Annotated in this window: 20 protein-coding genes; 12 read left to right on the plus strand and 8 right to left on the minus strand. The window is 63.0% G+C overall.

Annotated features, from left to right (window positions below; genetic code table 11):
- Positions 1-3 precede the first annotated feature (3 nt).
- Both LQ788_RS06800 and map read left to right on the plus strand, forming a co-directional pair.
- Positions 4-570 (plus strand): adenylate kinase, encoded by a 567-nt coding sequence (locus tag LQ788_RS06800; RefSeq protein WP_231446064.1) that lies wholly within the window; start codon positions 4-6, stop codon positions 568-570.
- Positions 567-1,403, plus strand: coding sequence for a type I methionyl aminopeptidase (gene map / locus LQ788_RS06805; protein WP_231446065.1), 837 nt, complete (start codon positions 567-569; stop codon positions 1,401-1,403). Before LQ788_RS06800 ends, map begins: the two co-directional genes overlap by 4 nt.
- A 39-nt stretch (positions 1,404-1,442) precedes the next feature.
- Here map and LQ788_RS06810 read toward each other — a convergent pair whose 3' ends face one another.
- On the minus strand, positions 1,443-1,688 hold the full coding sequence (locus LQ788_RS06810) for a hypothetical protein (protein ID WP_231446067.1): 246 nt from the start codon (positions 1,686-1,688) through the stop codon (positions 1,443-1,445).
- 80 nt (positions 1,689-1,768) lie between these two features.
- Here LQ788_RS06810 and LQ788_RS06815 point away from each other — a divergent pair, with 80 nt between their 5' ends.
- Positions 1,769-2,653, plus strand: a complete 885-nt coding sequence (locus LQ788_RS06815; RefSeq protein ID WP_231446069.1) for a PaaX family transcriptional regulator — start codon at positions 1,769-1,771, stop codon at positions 2,651-2,653.
- 74 nt (positions 2,654-2,727) lie between these two features.
- On the opposite strand, the gene LQ788_RS06820 is transcribed toward LQ788_RS06815, so the two are convergent.
- Positions 2,728-3,873, minus strand: a complete 1,146-nt coding sequence (locus tag LQ788_RS06820) for a MalY/PatB family protein (protein ID WP_231446071.1) — start codon at positions 3,871-3,873, stop codon at positions 2,728-2,730.
- Between the two features lie 209 nt (positions 3,874-4,082).
- Here LQ788_RS06820 and LQ788_RS06825 point away from each other — a divergent pair, with 209 nt between their 5' ends.
- From LQ788_RS06825 to rplQ, 7 genes are all read left to right on the plus strand, one after another.
- Complete coding sequence (locus tag LQ788_RS06825) at positions 4,083-5,306, plus strand: MFS transporter (RefSeq protein ID WP_231446072.1); 1,224 nt, start codon at positions 4,083-4,085, stop codon at positions 5,304-5,306.
- A gap of 274 nt (positions 5,307-5,580) precedes the next feature.
- Positions 5,581-5,802: a translation initiation factor IF-1 gene (gene infA, locus LQ788_RS06830; protein WP_009884961.1), complete on the plus strand. Its 222-nt coding sequence runs from the start codon at positions 5,581-5,583 to the stop codon at positions 5,800-5,802.
- Positions 5,803-5,863: 61 nt separating this feature from the next.
- Positions 5,864-5,977, plus strand: a complete 114-nt coding sequence (gene rpmJ, locus LQ788_RS06835) for a 50S ribosomal protein L36 (protein WP_009884960.1) — start codon at positions 5,864-5,866, stop codon at positions 5,975-5,977.
- A gap of 188 nt (positions 5,978-6,165) precedes the next feature.
- On the plus strand, positions 6,166-6,534 hold the full coding sequence (gene rpsM / locus LQ788_RS06840; protein ID WP_009884959.1) for a 30S ribosomal protein S13: 369 nt from the start codon (positions 6,166-6,168) through the stop codon (positions 6,532-6,534).
- A gap of 51 nt (positions 6,535-6,585) precedes the next feature.
- A complete protein-coding gene (gene rpsK, locus LQ788_RS06845) occupies positions 6,586-6,990 on the plus strand; it encodes a 30S ribosomal protein S11 (RefSeq protein WP_009884958.1) in 405 nt (134 codons plus the stop codon).
- Between the two features lie 150 nt (positions 6,991-7,140).
- Positions 7,141-8,139, plus strand: a complete 999-nt coding sequence (locus tag LQ788_RS06850; RefSeq protein ID WP_009884957.1) for a DNA-directed RNA polymerase subunit alpha — start codon at positions 7,141-7,143, stop codon at positions 8,137-8,139.
- A gap of 23 nt (positions 8,140-8,162) precedes the next feature.
- Positions 8,163-8,705, plus strand: a complete 543-nt coding sequence (gene rplQ, locus LQ788_RS06855) for a 50S ribosomal protein L17 (protein WP_231446073.1) — start codon at positions 8,163-8,165, stop codon at positions 8,703-8,705.
- Positions 8,706-8,985: 280 nt separating this feature from the next.
- Here rplQ and putP read toward each other — a convergent pair whose 3' ends face one another.
- The 6 genes from putP to purU form a co-directional block, all read right to left on the minus strand.
- Positions 8,986-10,506: a sodium/proline symporter PutP gene (gene putP / locus LQ788_RS06860; protein ID WP_231446074.1), complete on the minus strand. Its 1,521-nt coding sequence runs from the start codon at positions 10,504-10,506 to the stop codon at positions 8,986-8,988.
- A 63-nt stretch (positions 10,507-10,569) separates the two neighbouring features.
- On the minus strand, positions 10,570-11,739 hold the full coding sequence (locus LQ788_RS06865) for a nitroreductase family protein (protein ID WP_231446075.1): 1,170 nt from the start codon (positions 11,737-11,739) through the stop codon (positions 10,570-10,572).
- Entirely contained in the window at positions 11,736-12,983 is a 1,248-nt protein-coding gene (locus tag LQ788_RS06870) for a hypothetical protein (RefSeq protein ID WP_231446076.1), read from the minus strand. Before LQ788_RS06870 ends, LQ788_RS06865 begins: the two co-directional genes overlap by 4 nt.
- A 13-nt stretch (positions 12,984-12,996) precedes the next feature.
- Positions 12,997-13,419 (minus strand): hypothetical protein, encoded by a 423-nt coding sequence (locus LQ788_RS06875; protein WP_231446078.1) that lies wholly within the window; start codon positions 13,417-13,419, stop codon positions 12,997-12,999.
- Between the two features lie 65 nt (positions 13,420-13,484).
- On the minus strand, positions 13,485-15,083 hold the full coding sequence (locus tag LQ788_RS06880; RefSeq protein ID WP_231446079.1) for a phenylacetate--CoA ligase family protein: 1,599 nt from the start codon (positions 15,081-15,083) through the stop codon (positions 13,485-13,487).
- 118 nt (positions 15,084-15,201) lie between these two features.
- Positions 15,202-16,053 carry a formyltetrahydrofolate deformylase gene (gene purU, locus LQ788_RS06885; RefSeq protein ID WP_231446080.1) on the minus strand — a complete coding sequence of 284 codons (852 nt, stop codon included), beginning with the start codon at positions 16,051-16,053 and terminating at the stop codon, positions 15,202-15,204.
- Between the two features lie 168 nt (positions 16,054-16,221).
- Here purU and LQ788_RS06890 point away from each other — a divergent pair, with 168 nt between their 5' ends.
- Positions 16,222-17,496, plus strand: a complete 1,275-nt coding sequence (locus LQ788_RS06890) for a serine hydroxymethyltransferase (protein ID WP_275902125.1) — start codon at positions 16,222-16,224, stop codon at positions 17,494-17,496.
- Positions 17,496-18,383, plus strand: coding sequence for a bifunctional methylenetetrahydrofolate dehydrogenase/methenyltetrahydrofolate cyclohydrolase (locus tag LQ788_RS06895; protein ID WP_231446081.1), 888 nt, complete (start codon positions 17,496-17,498; stop codon positions 18,381-18,383). Before LQ788_RS06890 ends, LQ788_RS06895 begins: the two co-directional genes overlap by 1 nt.
- The last annotated feature ends 93 nt before the right edge of the window (positions 18,384-18,476 follow it).

Below are 18,476 nucleotides of genomic sequence, written 5' to 3' on the forward strand. Positions count from 1 at the left end.
CTTATGAGCTCACGCATCATCCTGATCGGCCCTCCCGGCGCTGGCAAAGGCACCCAAGCTGCCCGTCTGTCTGAGGCGCTGAACGTCCCGGCCATCTCGACCGGTGACATCTTCCGTGCCAACGTGAAGGGCGAGACCGAACTCGGCAAACTTGCCAAGCGCTACATGGACGCTGGAGAGTATGTCCCCGACGAGGTGACGAACTCAATGGTCGCCGATCGTCTGGGTCAGGACGACGCCGCCGAAGGATTCCTCCTCGACGGCTACCCGCGCACCAGCGCACAGGTCGACGAACTCGATCGGATCCTCGCTGCTGAGGGCCATGAGATCGAACAGGTCGTCGAACTCACCGCCGACGTCGATGAGGTTGTCGCTCGTCTTCTGGCACGTGCTCAGACCGAGGGCCGCAGTGATGACAGCGAGGACGTCATCCGCCACCGTCTCGACGTCTACGCCGAGCAGACGCAGCCGCTGACCGACATCTACCGTGAACGCGGTCTGCTGCGCCAGGTTGACGGACTCGGCGAAGTCGCCGAGATCACCGACCGAATCCTCGACTCCATTCGATGATCTTCGGTCCCCGGATCGAGCTGAAGTCTCCCGAGCAGCTGGTCACGATGCGCCGGGCAGGCCTGCTCACGAGCGCAGTGCTCAAGGCGGCCCGATACGCGGCTGTCCCAGGCGCAACCACCGCCGAGGTGGACGCGGCTGCCGAAGCTGTCATCACCGAGGCCGGGGCGCAGTCCAATTTCAAGGGCTACCAGGGATTTCCTGCTGTCGTGTGCATCTCCGTGAATGAGGAGATCGTGCACGGTATCCCTGGGGACAGAGTGCTCGAAGCCGGTGACCTCGTGTCGATCGACGGCGGAGCCATCGTCGATGGCTTCCATGGAGATTCGGCGTTCACCATGATCGTCGGGGGAGATTCCGCTGGCTCGAGTGACGATATCGCACTGTCGCAGGCGGCGGAGAAGGCGATGTGGGTCGGCATCGCCGCGTTCGCTGCCGGGAACAAGGTCAGCGACATCGGTGACGCAATCGACGATCATGTCTCACGAGAAGCCCCGGAGCTGGGGTTGGTGGAGGAATTCACCGGCCACGGCATCGGCACCGCCATGCATATGGCCCCCGAGGTGCTGAACTATCGCGCGAAGTCGAACGGACCGAAGATCAAAGCCGGTATGTGTCTGGCAATCGAGCCGATGCTCACCGCCGGCAGCAGCGAGACCATCACTCTGGCAGACGACTGGACCGTCGTGACTGAGGATGGTTCGCGTGCGAGCCATTGGGAGCACAGCGTCGCCAAGCATGATGGGGGAATCTGGGTACTCACTGCTGCGGATGGGGGAGTGGCCGGGCTGGCACCGTTCGGAATCACACCAGTCCCGCCGGCTGGCTCCTGAGTCGATAGGTCGACCAGGCAGCCCTGCCGATGATGCGGTTCACGGTTGTGGAGTTCGCTGTGTTCGTTTGAGGTCGTTCGTCGTGACGATGTGAATGATGACGAACAGTGCCGAACCCGACATGAGGCTCAGCGCGAACATCCACGCTGCAGTGACCTGAATGTCGAAACCTGCGATCATGAAGGCCGCGAAGGTGATGAACGCTGTGATCGATGCGGTCAGAACCGCGGTCGTCCGCGCCCTCTGAAATACTCGTAGATTCGTTTCGTATGCCTCGTCGTCCATGACGCTGCTCCTTGTGTTCGGGGGCCGTTTTCGGCGGCCGTCTCAACACTATCCTTGTGATTTCACGTTAGGATCTGCTCATGACGGGTGTCCACGATCACACGAAACGTTCTGCAGATGTGGGCGATCGGTATCGCCTGACCCGCATCGCCTTCGACGTGATCTCTGCGTTCGGCTGTCTCCGCGCGCAGGGACTTCCGGGTCCTGTCATCGTCGGGATCCTCGCTGAGCACGGCTATTCGTCCTCGAGCGTGCACAATCAGCTGGTGAGGATGGTCCACCGCAGTATTCTGACCAGTGAGAAGTTCGGTCGGGTCACGGTCTACCGGTTGGGCGAACGCATTCTCTCCGGATTCATGGACATCGCGGGTGACCGGGAAGCGCCGACGTTCGACGGCTGTTTCCATTCCGCCCTGTACTCGATTCCAGAGACCTCGCGGATGCTGCGCGACAGGTTCCAATATGTGGCCAGGATGCTCGGATATCGGCAGCTGCGCCCGGGACTCCTGCTGTGTTTCGCCGATCTCTCCCAGGAGTTGTCCGCTCAGCTGCCCGACATGGTCGAGCCGGGTTGGTGCGAATTCGCGACGATACGGCCTCAGAGCCGGGAAGCAGCCGAACGGATGACCTCGCGTGCCTTCGACTTGGAGTCTGCGACCCTGCGGCTGCCACCTCTGGAGGAAGCTCTTGACGCCTTGAGCCTGAACGACACTCAGCCGGGCGCTGGACAACCGGACATATCGCTGGTGAGGTTCTTCGACATCTACTTCCAGGTCGCCGAGGCGGTCATGTCCCATCCGATTCTTCCGCCTGAGCTGGTCGGACCCGAGCAGCCTGCGCTGCGGTTTCGCATGCTGATGGACCGGTGCAATCTGGAGTACTACCTGAGGTTCGACCAGCAGCTTCTGGAGCGCGCTGGCGCCAGTTCGGCCTTTGACCTCATCGAATGGCTGCCGAGCAAATGAGACGACGGTGCAGACGCGGGTTGCTCACAGCGGCCGGGGTCGGCTCAGGCACCGCCTCAGTCGGTGACGTCAGGTCACAGGGCAGCGGCGATGCGATCGATCGCCTCGGTCAGGAGAGGGCGGGGCAGGGCGAAGTTGAACCGGATGTGGCCGTGGCCGACCTCACCGCACAGTCGGCCCTCTGTGATGGCCACCTGCGCACGTTCGTTGAAGTGCTGCGACAGTCCGGTCTCGAGACCGTACCCACGCAGATCCAGCCAGGCCAGGTACGTTCCCTCCGGTGGGAGGAATGTGGCATTGGGCAGACGAGTGGAGACAAGATCGGTCAGCAGTTCGCGATTGCCCTTGAGGTAGGCAGTGATCTCATCGAGCCAGTCTCCGGACTGGGTGTAGGCCGCAGTGGTGGCGAGAATGCCAGGGTTCGATGCGGCGCCTGAGACGAAGTTGCCCTTCTCGGCCCAGATCTTCCGATCCTTCTCACTGCTGAGAATGAGCTGCGCGCACTTGAGCCCGGGGATGTTGAATGCCTTGGATGCGGCGGTAGCGGTGGCGGTATGCCCCGCGGTGGTCTCATTCAGGCTCGCATAGGAGATGTGACGGGCCGGCGCATAGACGAGGGGAGCGTGGATCTCATCGGAGAACACGCGCGCACCATTGCGCTCGACCACCTCGGCGAGGGCCAAGAGCTCTGGTTCGGTGTAGACCTTGCCGATCGGGTTGTGGGGATTGCACAGCACCAGAGTGGCGCCGGGCACCAGAGCCGCATCGATCGCATCGAGGTCGACGGACCAGCCGGTCTCGGAGCGGATCATCGGGACCTCGATGAGTTCGCGCCCGGAGACCTTGGCGACGTCGAAGAAGGGCATGTAGGCGGGAGTCGGAAGGACTATCGGAGTGTCTGCCGGGGTCAGGTGTGTGAGAATGCCCAGGAAGCTCGCGATGACATCGCTGGCGAGTTCGACATGCTCGGTCGGGAACTGCCAGCCGTAGCGTTCGGCACAGAACGCCGAGGTGGCCGACTTGAGGTCGGCGACGATCGACTGCGGGGCATAGCCGAAGAGGTCACGCTCATCGACTTCGCGCAGTGCCTGACGCACACCCGGTGCGACTCCGAAGTCCATCTCCGCGATGAACGCACCGAGACTGCCCGGAAAGCTCGACCACTTTCGGCCGCCCTTGGCGATGAGTGATTCTTCTGTGATCGAATCCAGGTTCTCCACGTGATGCTCCTTCGGTGGCCGTTATGCGACTGTTGGTTTTCACGCTAGCAGGGGAGAGTGCGGTTGTGGCCCAGGTTCTGACATGCGCGGTCACGGTGGTCTGGCTTCGATGCTGGGACATGGCGACACACAGGCGGTCACGGACTACAGTGGAACCGGCGGCAGGAGCCGCTTCCGAATCGACAGTCCATGAAGAGGTGGAAGCCGCGATGTCAGCACACTCGTCTTCCGTCTTCCGGCGGAACCAATGGTCGCTGAGTCTGGCACAGCTCTTCTCCGGCATCGGCATCGCCACGGGATTCGCCGTCGGTGGAATCCTCGCCGAGCGTCTGACCGGTCGGACCGAGCTCGCCGGATTCGCGCAGACGGCGTCCATCCTCGGCGCCGGGCTCCTCGCGGTTCCCTTAGCGAAGCTGGCCGAGCGCAGAAGCCGCAGACTGGCACTGGCCAGTGCCTACGCGATTGCCCTCTGCGGCGCCATCCTCATCGTGCTGGCCATCCTGTTGGGCATCGACATCGCATTCTTCCTCGGAATGGGCTGCTTCGGAGCTGCCACTGCCGCGGGCCTGCAGGGCCGGTATGCAGCCACGGATGCCGCCCCTGACCACCTCAAAGGCTCCGCTATGTCCGTCGTCGTCTGGGCCACGACCATCGGCTCCGTGATCGGGCCCAACCTCTCCGGCCCCGGTGCCGGTATCGGCCGTGCCCTGGGACTCGATCCTCTGGCGGGACCATTCGTCATCGCCATTGCCGGGTTCGGCCTTGCGCTGCTCAGCGTGCTGTTCCTGCGCCGGCTCGCTCCCGCCACCCGTGAGCAGTCCTCGACCTCCCCGCGCCGAGGTGGCACCTGGCAGGCCATCCGACGTTCCCCGAGCGCGCTCATGGGGCTGCTCTCCGTCGTCACCGGGCACATGATCATGGTCGCGACCATGGTGATGACTCCGCTGCATATGGACCATCACGGGCTCGGCCTCGAACTCATCGGAATCACGATCGGGGGTCATATCCTCGGCATGTACGGCCTCTCGCCGGTCTTCGGCTACCTCACCGACAAGTACTCCGCCGGACGAGTCATCCTCGGCGGACACGCGTTGTTCGCGCTGTCACTGGTCCTCGGGTTCATCGATGCACTCGGGGAGTCCTCGTTCCTGCGGCTGTCAGTGGCACTCTTCGTGTTGGGCCTCGGGTGGAGCGCTTGCCTCATCGCCGGATCCACCCTGCTGACCAAGGAGATCGACCCCGCGCACCGCATGTCAGTCCAAGGCCTCTCCGACGCGGGAATGAACTTCGGAGCCGCTGCGCTGGCGGCTCTGTCGGGACCGCTGCTGGCCTTCGGTGGGTTCGCCTCGATCACCCTGATGGGATTCATCGTGCTTGCTGTGGCCGTCATCGCCAGCATCCGGGCAGGGTACGGAACCGCACACAGCACCTGAGTTCGGACCAGCCTCGGTGATGGTGGCGGTGATTGTAGGGGAGTTCGCGCGGGGAAGCCAGCACCATGTGGAAGAATCTTCGACGATAGTGTAGGGTTGTTGATTGGTCTGTTCTCACTCAACTCACCCTTTTTCAGTTGTGGGCGGCATCTGCCATCCGCAACTTTTCATGTGGTGGGACGAAACACAGACCATGGGGTCGTCGGGGTAAATCGACGATACACGATTACGTCGAACGCGAATGTTTCGCGGGAATACGAGGTTAGCGAACGATATGGCCAAAAAAGAAGGGGTCATTGAGATCGAAGGCTCTGTTGTCGAAGCCCTCCCGAACGCATCGTTCCGGGTTGAGCTGAGCAACGGGCACAGGGTGCTTGCGCATATCTCAGGGAAGATGCGACAGCACTACATTCGAATCCTGCCCGAGGACCGGGTCATCGTGGAGCTGTCTCCATACGACCTCTCGCGTGGACGAATCGTTTACCGCTACAAGTAAGGATCTTCGATCATTCGTACCCGCCCCTGCGCAGGGGTAAGGGTCGGAAGAAGGAAAAACCATGAAGGTTAAGCCAAGCGTCAAGAAGATCTGTGAGAATTGCCAGATTACCCGCCGTCACGGCCGGGTCATCGTCATCTGCTCCAACCCGCGTCACAAACAGCGCCAGGGTTGAGCAGCTCTTCGAGCAGATAGAGGCACCCGCAAGGGGCTTCAGCAGCACCACACCCGCGCAGACCTCGCCAGCACCACCGCCTCTGAGGCAGTGGCAGGGCGACACCTTCGGTCGGGGGCCGAGGACCTTGGGAAACCAGGGACAGGTCTGCATCAGCACCTCCGGAACTACAACAGGAGATAGTACCTATGGCACGACTTGCCGGAGTCGACATCCCGCGTGAAAAGCGCGTGGAGGTCGCCTTGACTTACATCTATGGTGTGGGCCGCACCCGTGCGAGCCAGACCCTGACAGAAACGGGAATCAGCCCTGATACCCGTGTGAAGGACTTGAGCGATGCCGAGCTCGTCCAGCTGCGTGACTATATCGAGGGCACATTCCAGGTTGAGGGTGACCTCCGCCGTGAGGTTGCTGCCGACATTCGCCGCAAGGTGGAGATCGGAAGCTACGAAGGCCTGCGTCACCGCCGCGGTCTGCCGGTTCGCGGACAGCGGACCAAGACGAATGCGCGTACCCGTAAGGGACCGAAGCGCACCGTGGCCGGTAAGAAGAAGTAACATGCTCACCCGGTTGACCAGCATCAGCCACCTCGATCAGGAGTAAAACACATGCCTCCCAAGTCACGCGCCGCTACAGTGCGCAAGCCTCGCCGCAAGCTCAAGAAGAATATCGTTGCCGGCCAGGCACACATCAAATCAACGTTCAACAACACCATCGTGTCGATCACCGATCCGACCGGTGCCGTCATCTCCTGGGCCTCCTCAGGTGAGGTCGGCTTCAAGGGGTCGCGCAAGTCGACTCCTTACGCTGCGCAGATGGCCGCGGAGTCCGCTGCCCGTCGCGCACAGGAGCACGGCCTCAAGAAGGTCGACGTCTTCGTCAAGGGACCAGGTTCGGGACGCGAAACCGCGATCCGTTCGCTGCAGGCCGCCGGTCTGGAACTGGGCACCATTCAGGATGTCACTCCGGTTCCCTTCAACGGCTGCCGTCCCACCAAGCGCCGCCGCGGCTGATCCTTCCGTGGATCTGTGATTGATGTCGGGCTCGGCCCGGCATCGATCACAGAACGGATTCCAAGATAAACCGAACCGTTCTTCATGGCTTCAGGCCATGACGTGCAGTGCGAACGTCATATAGCGGATGTTCGCTGAAAGGAAGCCCACGTGCTCATTGCACAGCGCCCAACGCTCACGGAAGAAGTCGTCTCCGAGAATCGCTCACGGTTCGCCATCGAACCACTTGAGCCAGGATTCGGCTACACCCTCGGCAACTCACTTCGTCGTACCCTGCTGTCGTCGATTCCAGGTGCAGCCGTCACATCCATTCGGATTGACGGAGTGCTCCACGAATTCAGCACCGTTCCAGGAGTCAAGGAGGATGTCACTGAGTTCATCCTCAACCTGAAGTCCCTGGTCGTGTCCTCGGAATTCGACGAACCTGTCGTTGCCTACCTGCGCAAGCAGGGCCCAGGCACCGTGACTGCCGCCGATGTCTCTGCTCCTGCCGGAGTCGAGATCCATAACCCGGATCTGCATATCGCCACGTTGAATGGTGAAGGCCGTCTGGACATGGAACTGACCATCGAACGTGGACGCGGTTACGTTTCGAGCGCTCAGAACAAGAACGCGGATGCAGAGATCGGTCGGGTCCCCGTTGACTCGATCTACTCGCCGGTTCTCAAGGTCACCTACAAGGTCGAGGCTACTCGTGTTGAGCAGCGCACCGACTTTGACCGCCTGGTGCTCGACATTGAGACCAAGCCGTCGATGACCCCGCGCGATGCCATCGCATCTGCGGGCAAGACACTGGTCGAGCTCTTCGGCCTGGCTCGGGAACTCAACGTCGAAGCCGAAGGCATCGAGATCGGACCGTCGCCGGTTGACGCAGCTCTGGCTGCTGATCTGGCTCTGGCCATCGAAGATCTCGATCTGACCGTGCGCTCCTACAACTGCCTCAAGCGCGAAGGCATCCACACGGTCGGCGAGCTCGTTGCTCGCAGCGAAGCCGACCTCATGGATATCCGCAACTTTGGTTCGAAGTCGATCGACGAAGTGAAGGCCAAGCTCAACGAGCTGGGCCTGAGCCTCAAGGACAGTCCCGCCGGGTTCGAAGCCGGTCTCGTTGATGAGGACCAGTCCTACGTCGAAGACGAACAGTACTGATTAAGACCTAGGAGTAAGACACTATGCCAACCCCAACAAAGGGTCCTCGTCTCGGAGGCTCCCCAACACACGAGCGCATGATGCTCAACAACATGGCTGCGGCCCTGTTCGAGCACAAGAAGATCACCACGACCGTGACCAAGGCCAAGCGCCTGCGTCCGGTTGCGGAGCGCATGATCACCGCTGCGAAGAAGGGCGACCTCGCCGCCCGTCGTCGCGTGCTCGGCAAGATCGGTGACAAGTCGATCGTGCACGAGCTCTTCACCTCGATCGCCGAAACCATGGCCGAGCGTCCCGGTGGATACACACGTATCACCAAGATCGGTCCTCGCGCCGGCGACAACGCGCCCATGGCCGTCATCGAACTGGTTCTCGAGCCCTACTCGCCTAAGCAGGCAACTGTGAAGGAAGCCGAGCAGGCCACCGAGACTGCCGCTGCGAAGAACGAAACCGCAGAGGTCGTCGAAGAGGCTCCTGCAGAGACCACCGAGGAGGCAGCCGATTCGGCCGCAACCGACGAGGTCGCTGAAGAGGCAACCGAGGAAAGCACCGAAGAGACCAAGTAAGGCTCCTTCGTCGCAACATCTCAGGCGGGCACCCGATGGGTGCCCGCCTGAAGTGTATTCACAGGGGCGTGGGCGTGTACGCGGGGGTGTGGGCGTCTCCCAGGGGAGTGGGCGGGCAGCACCTACCGGCAGCAGCATGTCGTACCCGGAGGCGGGCAGGAACCACTCAGCGGCTATTCCTCCCGTTGGTGGAGGAATAGCCGCTGGGTGTAGGGCGTAGCGATGGCGACGGGCCAAGCTCGCCGATGAGCAGCTGCCCGTCAGGCGAGCTGCTGGTTTGTCACTTCACGCGTGAGAGCTCGACCGATTCGTCGAACTCGCGATCCGTTTCTGCGTTCGGCTTGTACGTGAACTTGCTGACCACGATCGCCACAATGAGGTTGACGGCGAAGCCGGGGATGATCTCGTAGATCTGCTCGGTCAACGGGGTGCCGAGCTGTCCCCAGATGAACGCGACCGCCGCGCCCGAGATGAGACCGAAGAGTGCGCCCCAGTTGCTGAGCTTCTTCCAGAACAGGGTCAGCAGGACGACCGGTCCGAACGACGCGCCGAATCCGGCCCAGGCGAACGCCACCAGGTCGAGGATGCTGTTCGACGGCGAGATCGCCAGGAGCACCGCGATGAATGCGACGACGAGAATGCCGAGGCGTCCGAGCAGGACATAGGTCTTGTCCTGCAGGGTGCGCTTCGAACCTGTGCGCAGTGCCACGATCTTGTACAGATCCTCGATGAGTGCTGAGGAAGTGACGACGAGCTGTGAGGAGATCGTCGACATGATCGCTGCCAGCACCGCAGCCAGGACCAGTCCCGCGATGAACGGGTGGAACAGGATCTGCGCGAGGTCCAGGAACACTGTCTCCGGGTCAGTCGGCTTCATATCGGCATGCTCGGAGAAGTAGGAGATTCCAACGATCGCAGTGGCAATGGCGCCGAGGGCCGAAATACCCATCCAGCCCACACCGATACGGCGAGCGACCGTGGCATCTGCTGGTGTCCGCAGAGCCATGAACCGGACGATGATGTGCGGCTGGCCGAAGTAGCCGAGGCCCCAGGCCAGAGCTGAGATGACGGCGAGATAGGTGCCACCTGCCCAGAAGGGTCCGCTCCCGAAGAGACTGAGCATGCTGGGGTCGATCTCCCTGACGTTGGAGATCACGGTTGAGGGACCGCCGGCGTTGAACACGGCAACGACCGGCACGGCCACAAGGGCCGCGAACATCAGCAGCCCCTGGGCAACATCGGTGAGCGTGGCCCCGAGGAAGCCGCCGAACAGTGTGTAGACCATGGTGATGGCGGCGACGATGAGCATCCCAGCCAGATAGTTCAGACCGAAGCTCGATTCGAAGAATTTGCCGGCTGCGACCATGCCCGAGGACACGTAGAAGGTGAAGAACACCAGGATGATGATGCCGCAGACGATGCGCAGCAGACGGGTGTTGTCCTTGAGTCGCTGCTCGAAGAAGCTGGGGATGGTGATCGAATCACCGGCGGTCTCGGTGAAGGCACGCAGACGCGGGGCCACGAACTTCCAGTTCACCCAGGCCCCGATCGTCAGTCCCACAGCGATCCAAGCTTCGACCAGTCCCGAAAGGTAGATCGCTCCTGGCAGACCCATGAGCAGCCAGCCCGACATGTCAGATGCTCCGGCGCTCAGGGCTGCGACGCTGGGGCGCAGTCCGCGGCCTGCCAGCATGTAGTCGTCGAGGCTGTTCTTGGTCTTGCGGTACGCGAACCAGCCGATGGCCAGCATTCCTGCGAAGTACAGGACGATTGCAATTGTGCGGAAAGTGGTTTCCGTCATTCTTAAGTCGTCTCCTTTTGTAAACCGGGGCGACTCTACAACAGTTTCAGTACTCGACGTGAATCAACTGTGTATTGGCTCCACAGGGCGGCGGGCGGAGCGGGGCACCGCTGTTGTCGAGAGTCCGACGGAGAACGCGGCCACCGGCAGCGCATGCATGCCGTGATCGTCGAGGAGATAGTCGGAGACAGCGGATCTCGTCTGTGGGCAGTCTTTGATCTCGGAATGCACGTCAACGCGCAGGCCGTGCCGATCGAGCAGAAGCCAGATGCGCAGCAGGTTGCGGCCCAGCTCGATCTCCTGCTTCGCCAGCGAGTCGGCACCTGCGGAAGGAGCGGTGGAATCCTTGACGAGCACAAGATGATGCAGCGGTGCGGACCCGCCGGTGGAAGCCGGTGCCGGTGACCTTCTGTCTCTCGATGTTCGCCGCACCACCGAGGCCCGCAGTCTGTCGATGAGTTCCACGGGTGCCAAGGCCGCCGAGGTGAGCGCACCGATCCATGGCCGCAGTCTCGCCGTGTTGAGTCGGGCGGCGACCGCGGCCAGAGTTCTCGGGATCTGCAGGCAGTCCGCGCTCAACCCGTCCTGGGCGTAGGAGCTCGCCCGGCGGTCGAACCGCAGCCATTCCAGGGTTTCGGTGAAGATGTCTGCATGAGAGTACGAATATCGTGTGGCACGTGCCAGGTTCGTCTCCCACAGGTCATGGGGCACTTCGACGAGTGCCATGCCCTTGGTCGGTGCCCTCCCCTCAAACGGCGCCGTGCCCGAGGCGGCCAGCCCCCTTTCTGCGGCAGCGAATGCTGTGGCGAAGGGCTCTTCGGCTCTGCGCATCGGCCCCCGATCGACCTGACGATGGTGCAGATCGGCGGAGGTGAACCTCGGCCAGAGGTCAGAGGCACCGGGCCGGTCGGGGAGGGCTGTGAGCACCAGACGGATTTCGAGTGCGGGGCCGCGGCCCCGCACGGACCCGATGCCGACGTGGATGCCCACCTCGGCGGCGGCGATGGTGAAGGACTCCACCCAGCATCCCATGGCCAGATGCAGGTCCTGGGAATTCGGGTCGCCGACCGGAAGGGTGCGGGCCGGATCCACAGCCACGTGCACCTCCGCGGGGGACCTTGGCGTCGTCGCAGGTGCGAAGCGAGGAATCCAGGGCTGAGTGTTGTGCGCCGAGGGGGAGCGAGCCGCGTGTGCGAAGAGCTCAGCGATGAGAGTCGCGGTGATCGCCATCATCGTTCGTGCTCCTCGGTCGGGTCGCCCTCACACTGGTGCTCGTCGATCGGGACAGGAGTGCTATCAGAGGTGAGATCTCGGTCGAGGAAGGCGAGCTCGTGCAGGACCCGGCCGCCAGACCTCTCGAACACCGCGGCCGAGGCGGGATTGTCCTCGGCGATGAACGTCACCCGCATCCGCCGGTAGCCTCCGGCGGCAAGACCGGCGTTGAGATCACGGATGACCAGAGAGAGGATGCCCTGGCCCTGGAAGCGGGGATCTGTGCCCTGGATGATGAGCACAGCATCGTGCAGGCGGCGACGGTTGATGACGAGATCGAGGATCGCGCGTGGACCGAGCCGACCGCCGTGCCTGCGCAGGATCGGCACGGGGTCGGGGATGACGAGGGCGAAGCAGCGTGAAGGTGCGGAGTCAGCGTCCTCGGTGCCGACGATGTCGAGGATGAGAGCAGGATCCATGAGTGCAGGCAGCCCTGCCATCTGCGCCTGCAGCTGAGCGCGCGGGATCTGGGTGTAGTAGGGCAATTGCGCGAATGCGGCATTGAGTGTCGGCAGCAGTCTGCGGGCGAAGGCACGAAGGCCGGTGCGGGAGACCCGGCGCCGGCGCAGGCCTTGCTGTGCCCACTCGGACTCGGAGACGGCGGTGGCTCGTGCGGCGGGGATCGAGCCGACCTCGACTTCCCAGGTCTGGGCTCGGCCCCAGTCGGAGAATCCCGCGCTGTGGAATGAGGGTGCGAAGAAGGCCGGGTTCCAGGCGGAGTCGAAGAAGCCTGGATGCTCGGTGCCGGACAGCAGCAGACCGCCAGTGACATTGGGCAGAGGGGAGACGGGGCCGAAGATCCGTTCGGCCGCGAGCTCTTGGGCTCGTGTGGTGAGGAAGGAGATGAGGTGGTCAAGTGCAGCCTCGTCGGCGACCTCGAGCGCGCCGAAGAAGAGCGTCGTCGGTGTGTGCCCAGAAGCAGATGCGCCGGAAGTGTCGTCCTCGTGATCCGATGCTGCGATCTTCTGCGCCAGTTCGGGAGAGCGATGGCAGATGGTGCGGGCGACGGGCTGGTCTTTCGCGTCGAGGATGAGCCACAGTTCGACAGGTTCGCTGAACCATCCGCGGTGGGCGAACCACTCCTTGATGTCTGAGGCGAACAGGGGCACGTAGTGCTCCGATTCTCCTCGCTGCGCGGCCAACCGCGGTGCCAGGTCAATGAAGTCGGCCAGATCCTGACGCGTGCTGATCCGTTTCGCCTTCATGCGGTGCCGACCTTCATTCGGAACTGAGCTTGGTGAATGAGTCGATCATGCCCAGCCGGGAGTCCTCCGCGCGGAACTCTCCGTTCGTGTAGCCCCACTCCTCGGCGTTGAGGATGCGGATGAACCCGCCCTTCGCCGGGGATGAGTCTGCGCTGCCGACCAGCCATTTCATGATCTCGACGTGTTCAGGGGTGCGGGCATACTTCATGAGGTCATCTCGCGTAGCGAAGGCGACGATGAGGCCGATGCGGTCGGGGAATTCGTAGTAGCTGCGGTGCCACAGGTACCCGGGCGCCCGTTTGAGTCCCTTCGCCAGCTTGGGCCAGCGCCGCAGCTGGCCCACCATCACCAGGGGATTGCGATACCTGTTCGCGCCGAGGAAGACCACCTCGGCGCGGGCTTGAGGAGGGGCTTTGGAGAAATCATTCGATCTCATGGGTTCCATTCCTTCGCTGAATGATCAGTGCTGATGAAGAGTGCCGGATGTCGGGTGCCGAGGTCTCAGGTCCTCTGCACATACACGTTCTTGATCTTGGCGTTGCCGTCGGTGAAGGGACCGGTGGCGAAATCGTGGAGTTCGATGTGGATCTCCGCGGTCGTCGGATCCTCTTTCATGCTCTGGGCGAAGTCCCGTGACACCGAGGCCAGGTGGCCCAGGACTCCGGCTTGGATGGTCCCGGCCATCTCGGTGCGCTCAGGAGCCGACAGCTCTCCGCTGTCCTCACGCAGCTGGATGTGCAGAGTCGGGCGCTGTTCATGGTTGTCAGTCTCACGCAGCTCGATCCGGAAGGACTCGATGAGATGAGCCTGCGGATTGTCACGGTAGAGTCCGTTCTCGATGTCGAGTGGGTAGATGTTGGCACCCATATACGAGATGGTGGAATCGGCGCGGCCGAAGAGGAGCACGAAGGGTAGCTTCATGCCGTTGTCCGCGAAGGCTCGGGAGCATTCGGCGGCCAGCTGCGGATGCTTGCGAGTGAGTTCGACCATGCGCGGAAAGTCGATGAGGGTGGCCTCGTCGCCGATGTTGTATCGCAGCCGGGGGCTCATCACCGCGGCGGAGTTGATCGTCGCGACGAGCTCCCCGGAATCGGTCGTCTCCAGATAGGTCTCAAGCGGGTTGTACTGGAAGACCATCGGCACCCGCGATTCGGATGGTCCGAGCACCTCGGCGCGGAAGTCGAGGTCGTGGGCCAGTGACCGGCGGATGACGACGGAGAGATCGGACTCGCCGGCCATCCCGATCGTGAGATCGCTGGCCCCGTATCCGGAATAGACCCGATGGAAGCGTGACTGCACGTAGTCGCGCAGCCCCTCGGTCATGGCCTCTCCTCCGACGAAGCCGTTGATCCGGAACTCGTCCCAGACTCCGGGTTCGGAGTCCATCCGATCGACGAGGTGTTTGAGGAACGGGGGATAGGCGCTGATGAGGTAGGTGTGGCTCGGTCCGAAGTGGGTCATCGTGTCGAGGATCTTCTCGAGGTCGGGGCCGGTGTTCTTCACCATGGCGACCTTGGCCATCGCCAGGCCTGTGTTCGTTCCCGTGGCCCACGCGCCCATCGAGAATGCGTTGATGCAGAAGAGGTCCTTGTCGTTGAAGAGCATCGTCACGTAGCCGGCGACGTTCTTGTGGACGGTGTCGAGCTCCTTCTTCGACCGCATCCAGTTGAAGGGTGTGCCGGAGGAGCCGGATGATTCGTCGACGACCGTGCCGACTCGTTCGATCCGTCCATCCCAACAGCGGTGCTCCTCGCTGTAGCGGCGGACGAAATCATCCTTGGACGTCGGTGTATAGGCATCGAGGTCCCACCACCTGAAGGTGAAGCCGGTGCGTGCGAGATAGTCCTGATAGGCCGGGACATCGAGTGAGGCCTGCTGGCAGATCATCCACGCATTGAGCTTCGCGAAGGGCTCGAGGCCCGGATGGTAGTGCTTGGCCGTGAACCTCCAGATCGCTGGGTGGAGCCGGTAGGCTCCGTAGGCTGCGGTGAGTCCGACGTTGGCCAGGCGCAGGACGGCCTGGCGGGCCAGATTCACCGGACCGCGGGGGATCGGCAGGCGTTGGAGATCGGCGGCAACTCTGGTCTGGGGCTGGCTCATAATGTGACCGTAGCCCAGGTCACCGGGTCCTGGGTGGCAAACGCAGGATTTGTGTCAGAATCGCATCATCACCCCGCCGAGGTGGCCCTGCCTGGGTGGTCCCGCCGAGGTGGTCGGCTCAGTTGAAGACGACTGTGCGGTGGCCGTCCATGAGGACCCGGCCCTCGGCATGCCAGGCCACGGCGCGGGCGAGCACGGCTGCTTCGACGTCCTGTCCGCGCTGGACGAAGTCGGCGATATTGCGGTTGTGATCGACGCGGGCGACGTCCTGTTCGATGATCGGGCCCTCGTCGAGGTCAGGGGTGACGTAGTGGGCGGTGGCGCCGATGATCTTGACACCGCGGGCATGCGCCTGGTGGTAGGGCTTGGCACCCTTGAAGCTGGGCAGGAACGAGTGGTGGATGTTGATGACTCGGCCCTCCAGCCGAGCACACAGATCGGGGGAGAGGATCTGCATGTACCGGGCGAGGACGATGAGCTCGACGTCGAGGCTCTCGACGAGGTGACTCAGCCCCGCCTCGGCGGCCTCCTTCGTATCCCGGGTGATCGGAATGTGGTGGAAGTCGTGGCCGTGGAATTCGGCCAGTGACCGCAGCGAATCATGATTGCCGGCCACCCCGACGATGTCGATGGGCAGCTGACCCGAGCTCTGCTGGAACAGCAGGGTGTTGAGGCAGTGGGCGGCCTTGGACACGAGGACGAGGGTCCGCGTCTTCTTCTCCACCGGTTGGAGACTGAGCGTCATGTCGAAACGGTGGGCCGCCTCGGCGAGGGCAGACTCCAGAGTCGTGGCCTCGGCATCCGCACTCGTGACGAACTGGACCCGGAGGAAGAACTGCAGAGAATCGGGGGAGGAGAACTGCTGGGACTCGGTGATGTTGGCACCGAGCGAGGCCAGAACCCCGGTCACGGCGTGGACGATTCCGGTGGCGTCCGGGCAGGTGACTCGCAGGATCCATTCTCGACTCATGCGCTCGATTCTAATCGCCGACCCCACGCTGCTCCGAAACCGGCCCATCATCCGGATGACGAACGCCCCATCGGTGTGATCTGGTTCGCTGTTAGCATTGATTTCGGGTGCTCGCGGAGCCGATCGCGGCGTCCCACTCATCACTTTGGATGCCACAGGAGTGTACACATGACTGATAACACGATGCAGGCTTCGCTTGCAGACATCGATCCCCAGATTGCGGAAGTCCTCGACCAGGAACTGGGTCGCCAGCGTTCGACTCTGGAGATGATCGCCTCGGAGAACTTCGTGCCGCGCGCAGTGCTGCAGGCACAGGGCTCCGTGCTGACGAACAAGTACGCCGAAGGCTACCCGGGCAAGCGCTACTACGGTGGCTGCGAGTACGTCGATGTCGCTGAGACGCTGGCTATCGACCGGGCCAAGAGCCTCTTCGGTGCCGAATACGCCAACGTGCAGTCGCACTCCGGCGCCTCCGCCAACGCTGCCGTGATGCACGCGCTCGCCCGTCAGGGTGACAAGATGCTCGGCCTCTCCCTGGCCCACGGAGGTCACCTCACCCACGGCATGAAGATCAACTTCTCGGGCCGCCTCTACGACGTCGCCTCCTACGAAGTCGATCCCGACACGTACCGCATCGACATGGACAAGGTGCGCGAGCGTGCGCTCGAACACCGTCCAGAGGTCATCGTCGCAGGTTGGTCCGCTTACCCGCGTCAGCTCGACTTCCAGGCCTTCCGCGACATCGCCGACGAGGTCGGAGCGAAGCTCTGGGTCGACATGGCACACTTCGCCGGTCTCGTCGCCGCCGGCCTGCACCCCAACCCGGTGCCCTTCGCCGATGTCGTGTCCTCGACGGTGCACAAGACCATCGGCGGCCCACGCTCAGGCTTCATCCTCGGCAAGGAGGAGTACGCGAAGAAGCTGAACTCCGCAGTCTTCCCGGGGCAGCAGGGCGGACCTCTGATGCATGTGATCGCCGCGAAGGCAGTGGCGTTCAAGCTTGCCGCCTCGGCAGAGTTCAAGGCTCGTCAGGAGCGGACCGTGCGCGGTGCGCAGATCCTGGCCGAGCGCCTCCTGGCCGATGACGTCGCCAACGCCGGAGCCACGGTGCTCACCGGCGGCACCGACGTTCACCTGGTACTCGTCGACCTGCGCAACTCAGCCCTGGACGGACAGCAGGCAGAGGATCTGCTGCATGAGGTCGGAATCACGGTCAACCGCAACGCCGTTCCGTTCGATCCACGTCCGCCCATGGTGACCTCCGGTCTGCGCATCGGCACCCCGGCCTTGGCCACCCGTGGGTTCGGCGACGCCGAATTCACCGAGGTCGCCGATGTCATCGCCGAGGCGCTCAAGCCCGGTGCGAACGTCGAAGCCCTCAGCGCTCGGGTCAAGAAGCTCAGCGACAACTTCCCCCTCTACGAAGATCTGGAGCAGTACTGATGGCAGCCCAGATCCTTGACGGCAAGGCCTGTGCGAAGGAGATCAAGGACGAGCTGCGGACAGCCGTCGCGAACCTGGCCGAGCGGGGAGTCGTCCCCGGCTTGGCCACGGTCCTCGTCGGGGAGGATCCCGGTTCGAAGTGGTACGTGGCAGGCAAGCATCGTGACTGCGCCGAGGTGGGCATCCATTCCATCCGCCGTGATCTGCCGGAGTCGGTGAGCCAGGACGAGCTCCTGTCGGTCATCGACGAGCTCAATGCCGACGACGAATGCACCGGTTACATCGTGCAGCTGCCGTTGCCGTCCCACATCGACACGGACACCGTCCTCGAACGCATCGACCCGGCCAAGGATGCGGACGGGCTGCATCCGACCAACCTGGGCCGGCTCATGCTCAACGTCAACCGGGAGATCACGACCCCGCTTCCGTGCACCCCTCGCGGGGTCATCGAACTCATGCAGCGCAACGGGATCGAACTGGCGGGCAAGCATGTGGTCGTCGTCGGCCGCGGCGTCACCGTCGGCCGGTCGATCGGAGCACTGCTGACTCGCCGTGAGCACAACGCCACGGTGACGCTGACACATACCGGGACGAGGAATCTGCCCGAGCTGCTGGCTCAGGCCGACATCATCGTCGCCGCCGCAGGATCGGCTCGGATCGTGACCGCCGACGCGGTCAAGCCCGGTGCCGTCGTCCTCGACGTCGGAGTCTCACGCGAAGAGGACCCGGAGACCGGGAAGTCGAAGATCGTGGGAGATGTGGATCCTGCCGTCGCCGAGGTGGCGGCCTGGGTGTCCCCGAATCCTGGAGGAGTCGGACCCATGACCCGGGCACTGCTTCTCAAGAACGTCGTCGACGTGGCCGAACGCGCCGCAGCGGCCGCCTGAGCCGAAAGACAGTCAGAGACTGACGGCCTCCCACATCTGTGTGTGGGAGGCCGTCAGTCTCTGTTGTGCTGGTCAGACCAGTGTGTGCGCCCT

Source organism: Brevibacterium zhoupengii, from assembly GCF_021117425.1.
GTDB lineage: Bacteria > Actinomycetota > Actinomycetes > Actinomycetales > Brevibacteriaceae > Brevibacterium > Brevibacterium zhoupengii.

Coding starts and splice junctions, on each gene's coding strand:
- LQ788_RS06815 (WP_231446069.1), top strand. CDS start 1,769: ATGACGGGTGTCCACGATCACACGAAACGTTCTGCAGATGTGGGCGAT.
- rplQ (WP_231446073.1), top strand. CDS start 8,163: ATGCCAACCCCAACAAAGGGTCCTCGTCTCGGAGGCTCCCCAACACAC.
- putP (WP_231446074.1), bottom strand. CDS start 10,506: ATGACGGAAACCACTTTCCGCACAATTGCAATCGTCCTGTACTTCGCA.
- LQ788_RS06890 (WP_275902125.1), top strand. CDS start 16,222: ATGACTGATAACACGATGCAGGCTTCGCTTGCAGACATCGATCCCCAG.
- rpsK (WP_009884958.1), top strand. CDS start 6,586: ATGCCTCCCAAGTCACGCGCCGCTACAGTGCGCAAGCCTCGCCGCAAG.
- purU (WP_231446080.1), bottom strand. CDS start 16,053: ATGAGTCGAGAATGGATCCTGCGAGTCACCTGCCCGGACGCCACCGGA.
- LQ788_RS06880 (WP_231446079.1), bottom strand. CDS start 15,083: ATGAGCCAGCCCCAGACCAGAGTTGCCGCCGATCTCCAACGCCTGCCG.
- LQ788_RS06825 (WP_231446072.1), top strand. CDS start 4,083: ATGTCAGCACACTCGTCTTCCGTCTTCCGGCGGAACCAATGGTCGCTG.
- rpmJ (WP_009884960.1), top strand. CDS start 5,864: ATGAAGGTTAAGCCAAGCGTCAAGAAGATCTGTGAGAATTGCCAGATT.
- rpsM (WP_009884959.1), top strand. CDS start 6,166: ATGGCACGACTTGCCGGAGTCGACATCCCGCGTGAAAAGCGCGTGGAG.
- LQ788_RS06875 (WP_231446078.1), bottom strand. CDS start 13,419: ATGAGATCGAATGATTTCTCCAAAGCCCCTCCTCAAGCCCGCGCCGAG.
- LQ788_RS06870 (WP_231446076.1), bottom strand. CDS start 12,983: ATGAAGGCGAAACGGATCAGCACGCGTCAGGATCTGGCCGACTTCATT.
- LQ788_RS06810 (WP_231446067.1), bottom strand. CDS start 1,688: ATGGACGACGAGGCATACGAAACGAATCTACGAGTATTTCAGAGGGCG.
- infA (WP_009884961.1), top strand. CDS start 5,581: ATGGCCAAAAAAGAAGGGGTCATTGAGATCGAAGGCTCTGTTGTCGAA.
- LQ788_RS06865 (WP_231446075.1), bottom strand. CDS start 11,739: ATGATGGCGATCACCGCGACTCTCATCGCTGAGCTCTTCGCACACGCG.
- LQ788_RS06800 (WP_231446064.1), top strand. CDS start 4: ATGAGCTCACGCATCATCCTGATCGGCCCTCCCGGCGCTGGCAAAGGC.
- LQ788_RS06895 (WP_231446081.1), top strand. CDS start 17,496: ATGGCAGCCCAGATCCTTGACGGCAAGGCCTGTGCGAAGGAGATCAAG.
- map (WP_231446065.1), top strand. CDS start 567: ATGATCTTCGGTCCCCGGATCGAGCTGAAGTCTCCCGAGCAGCTGGTC.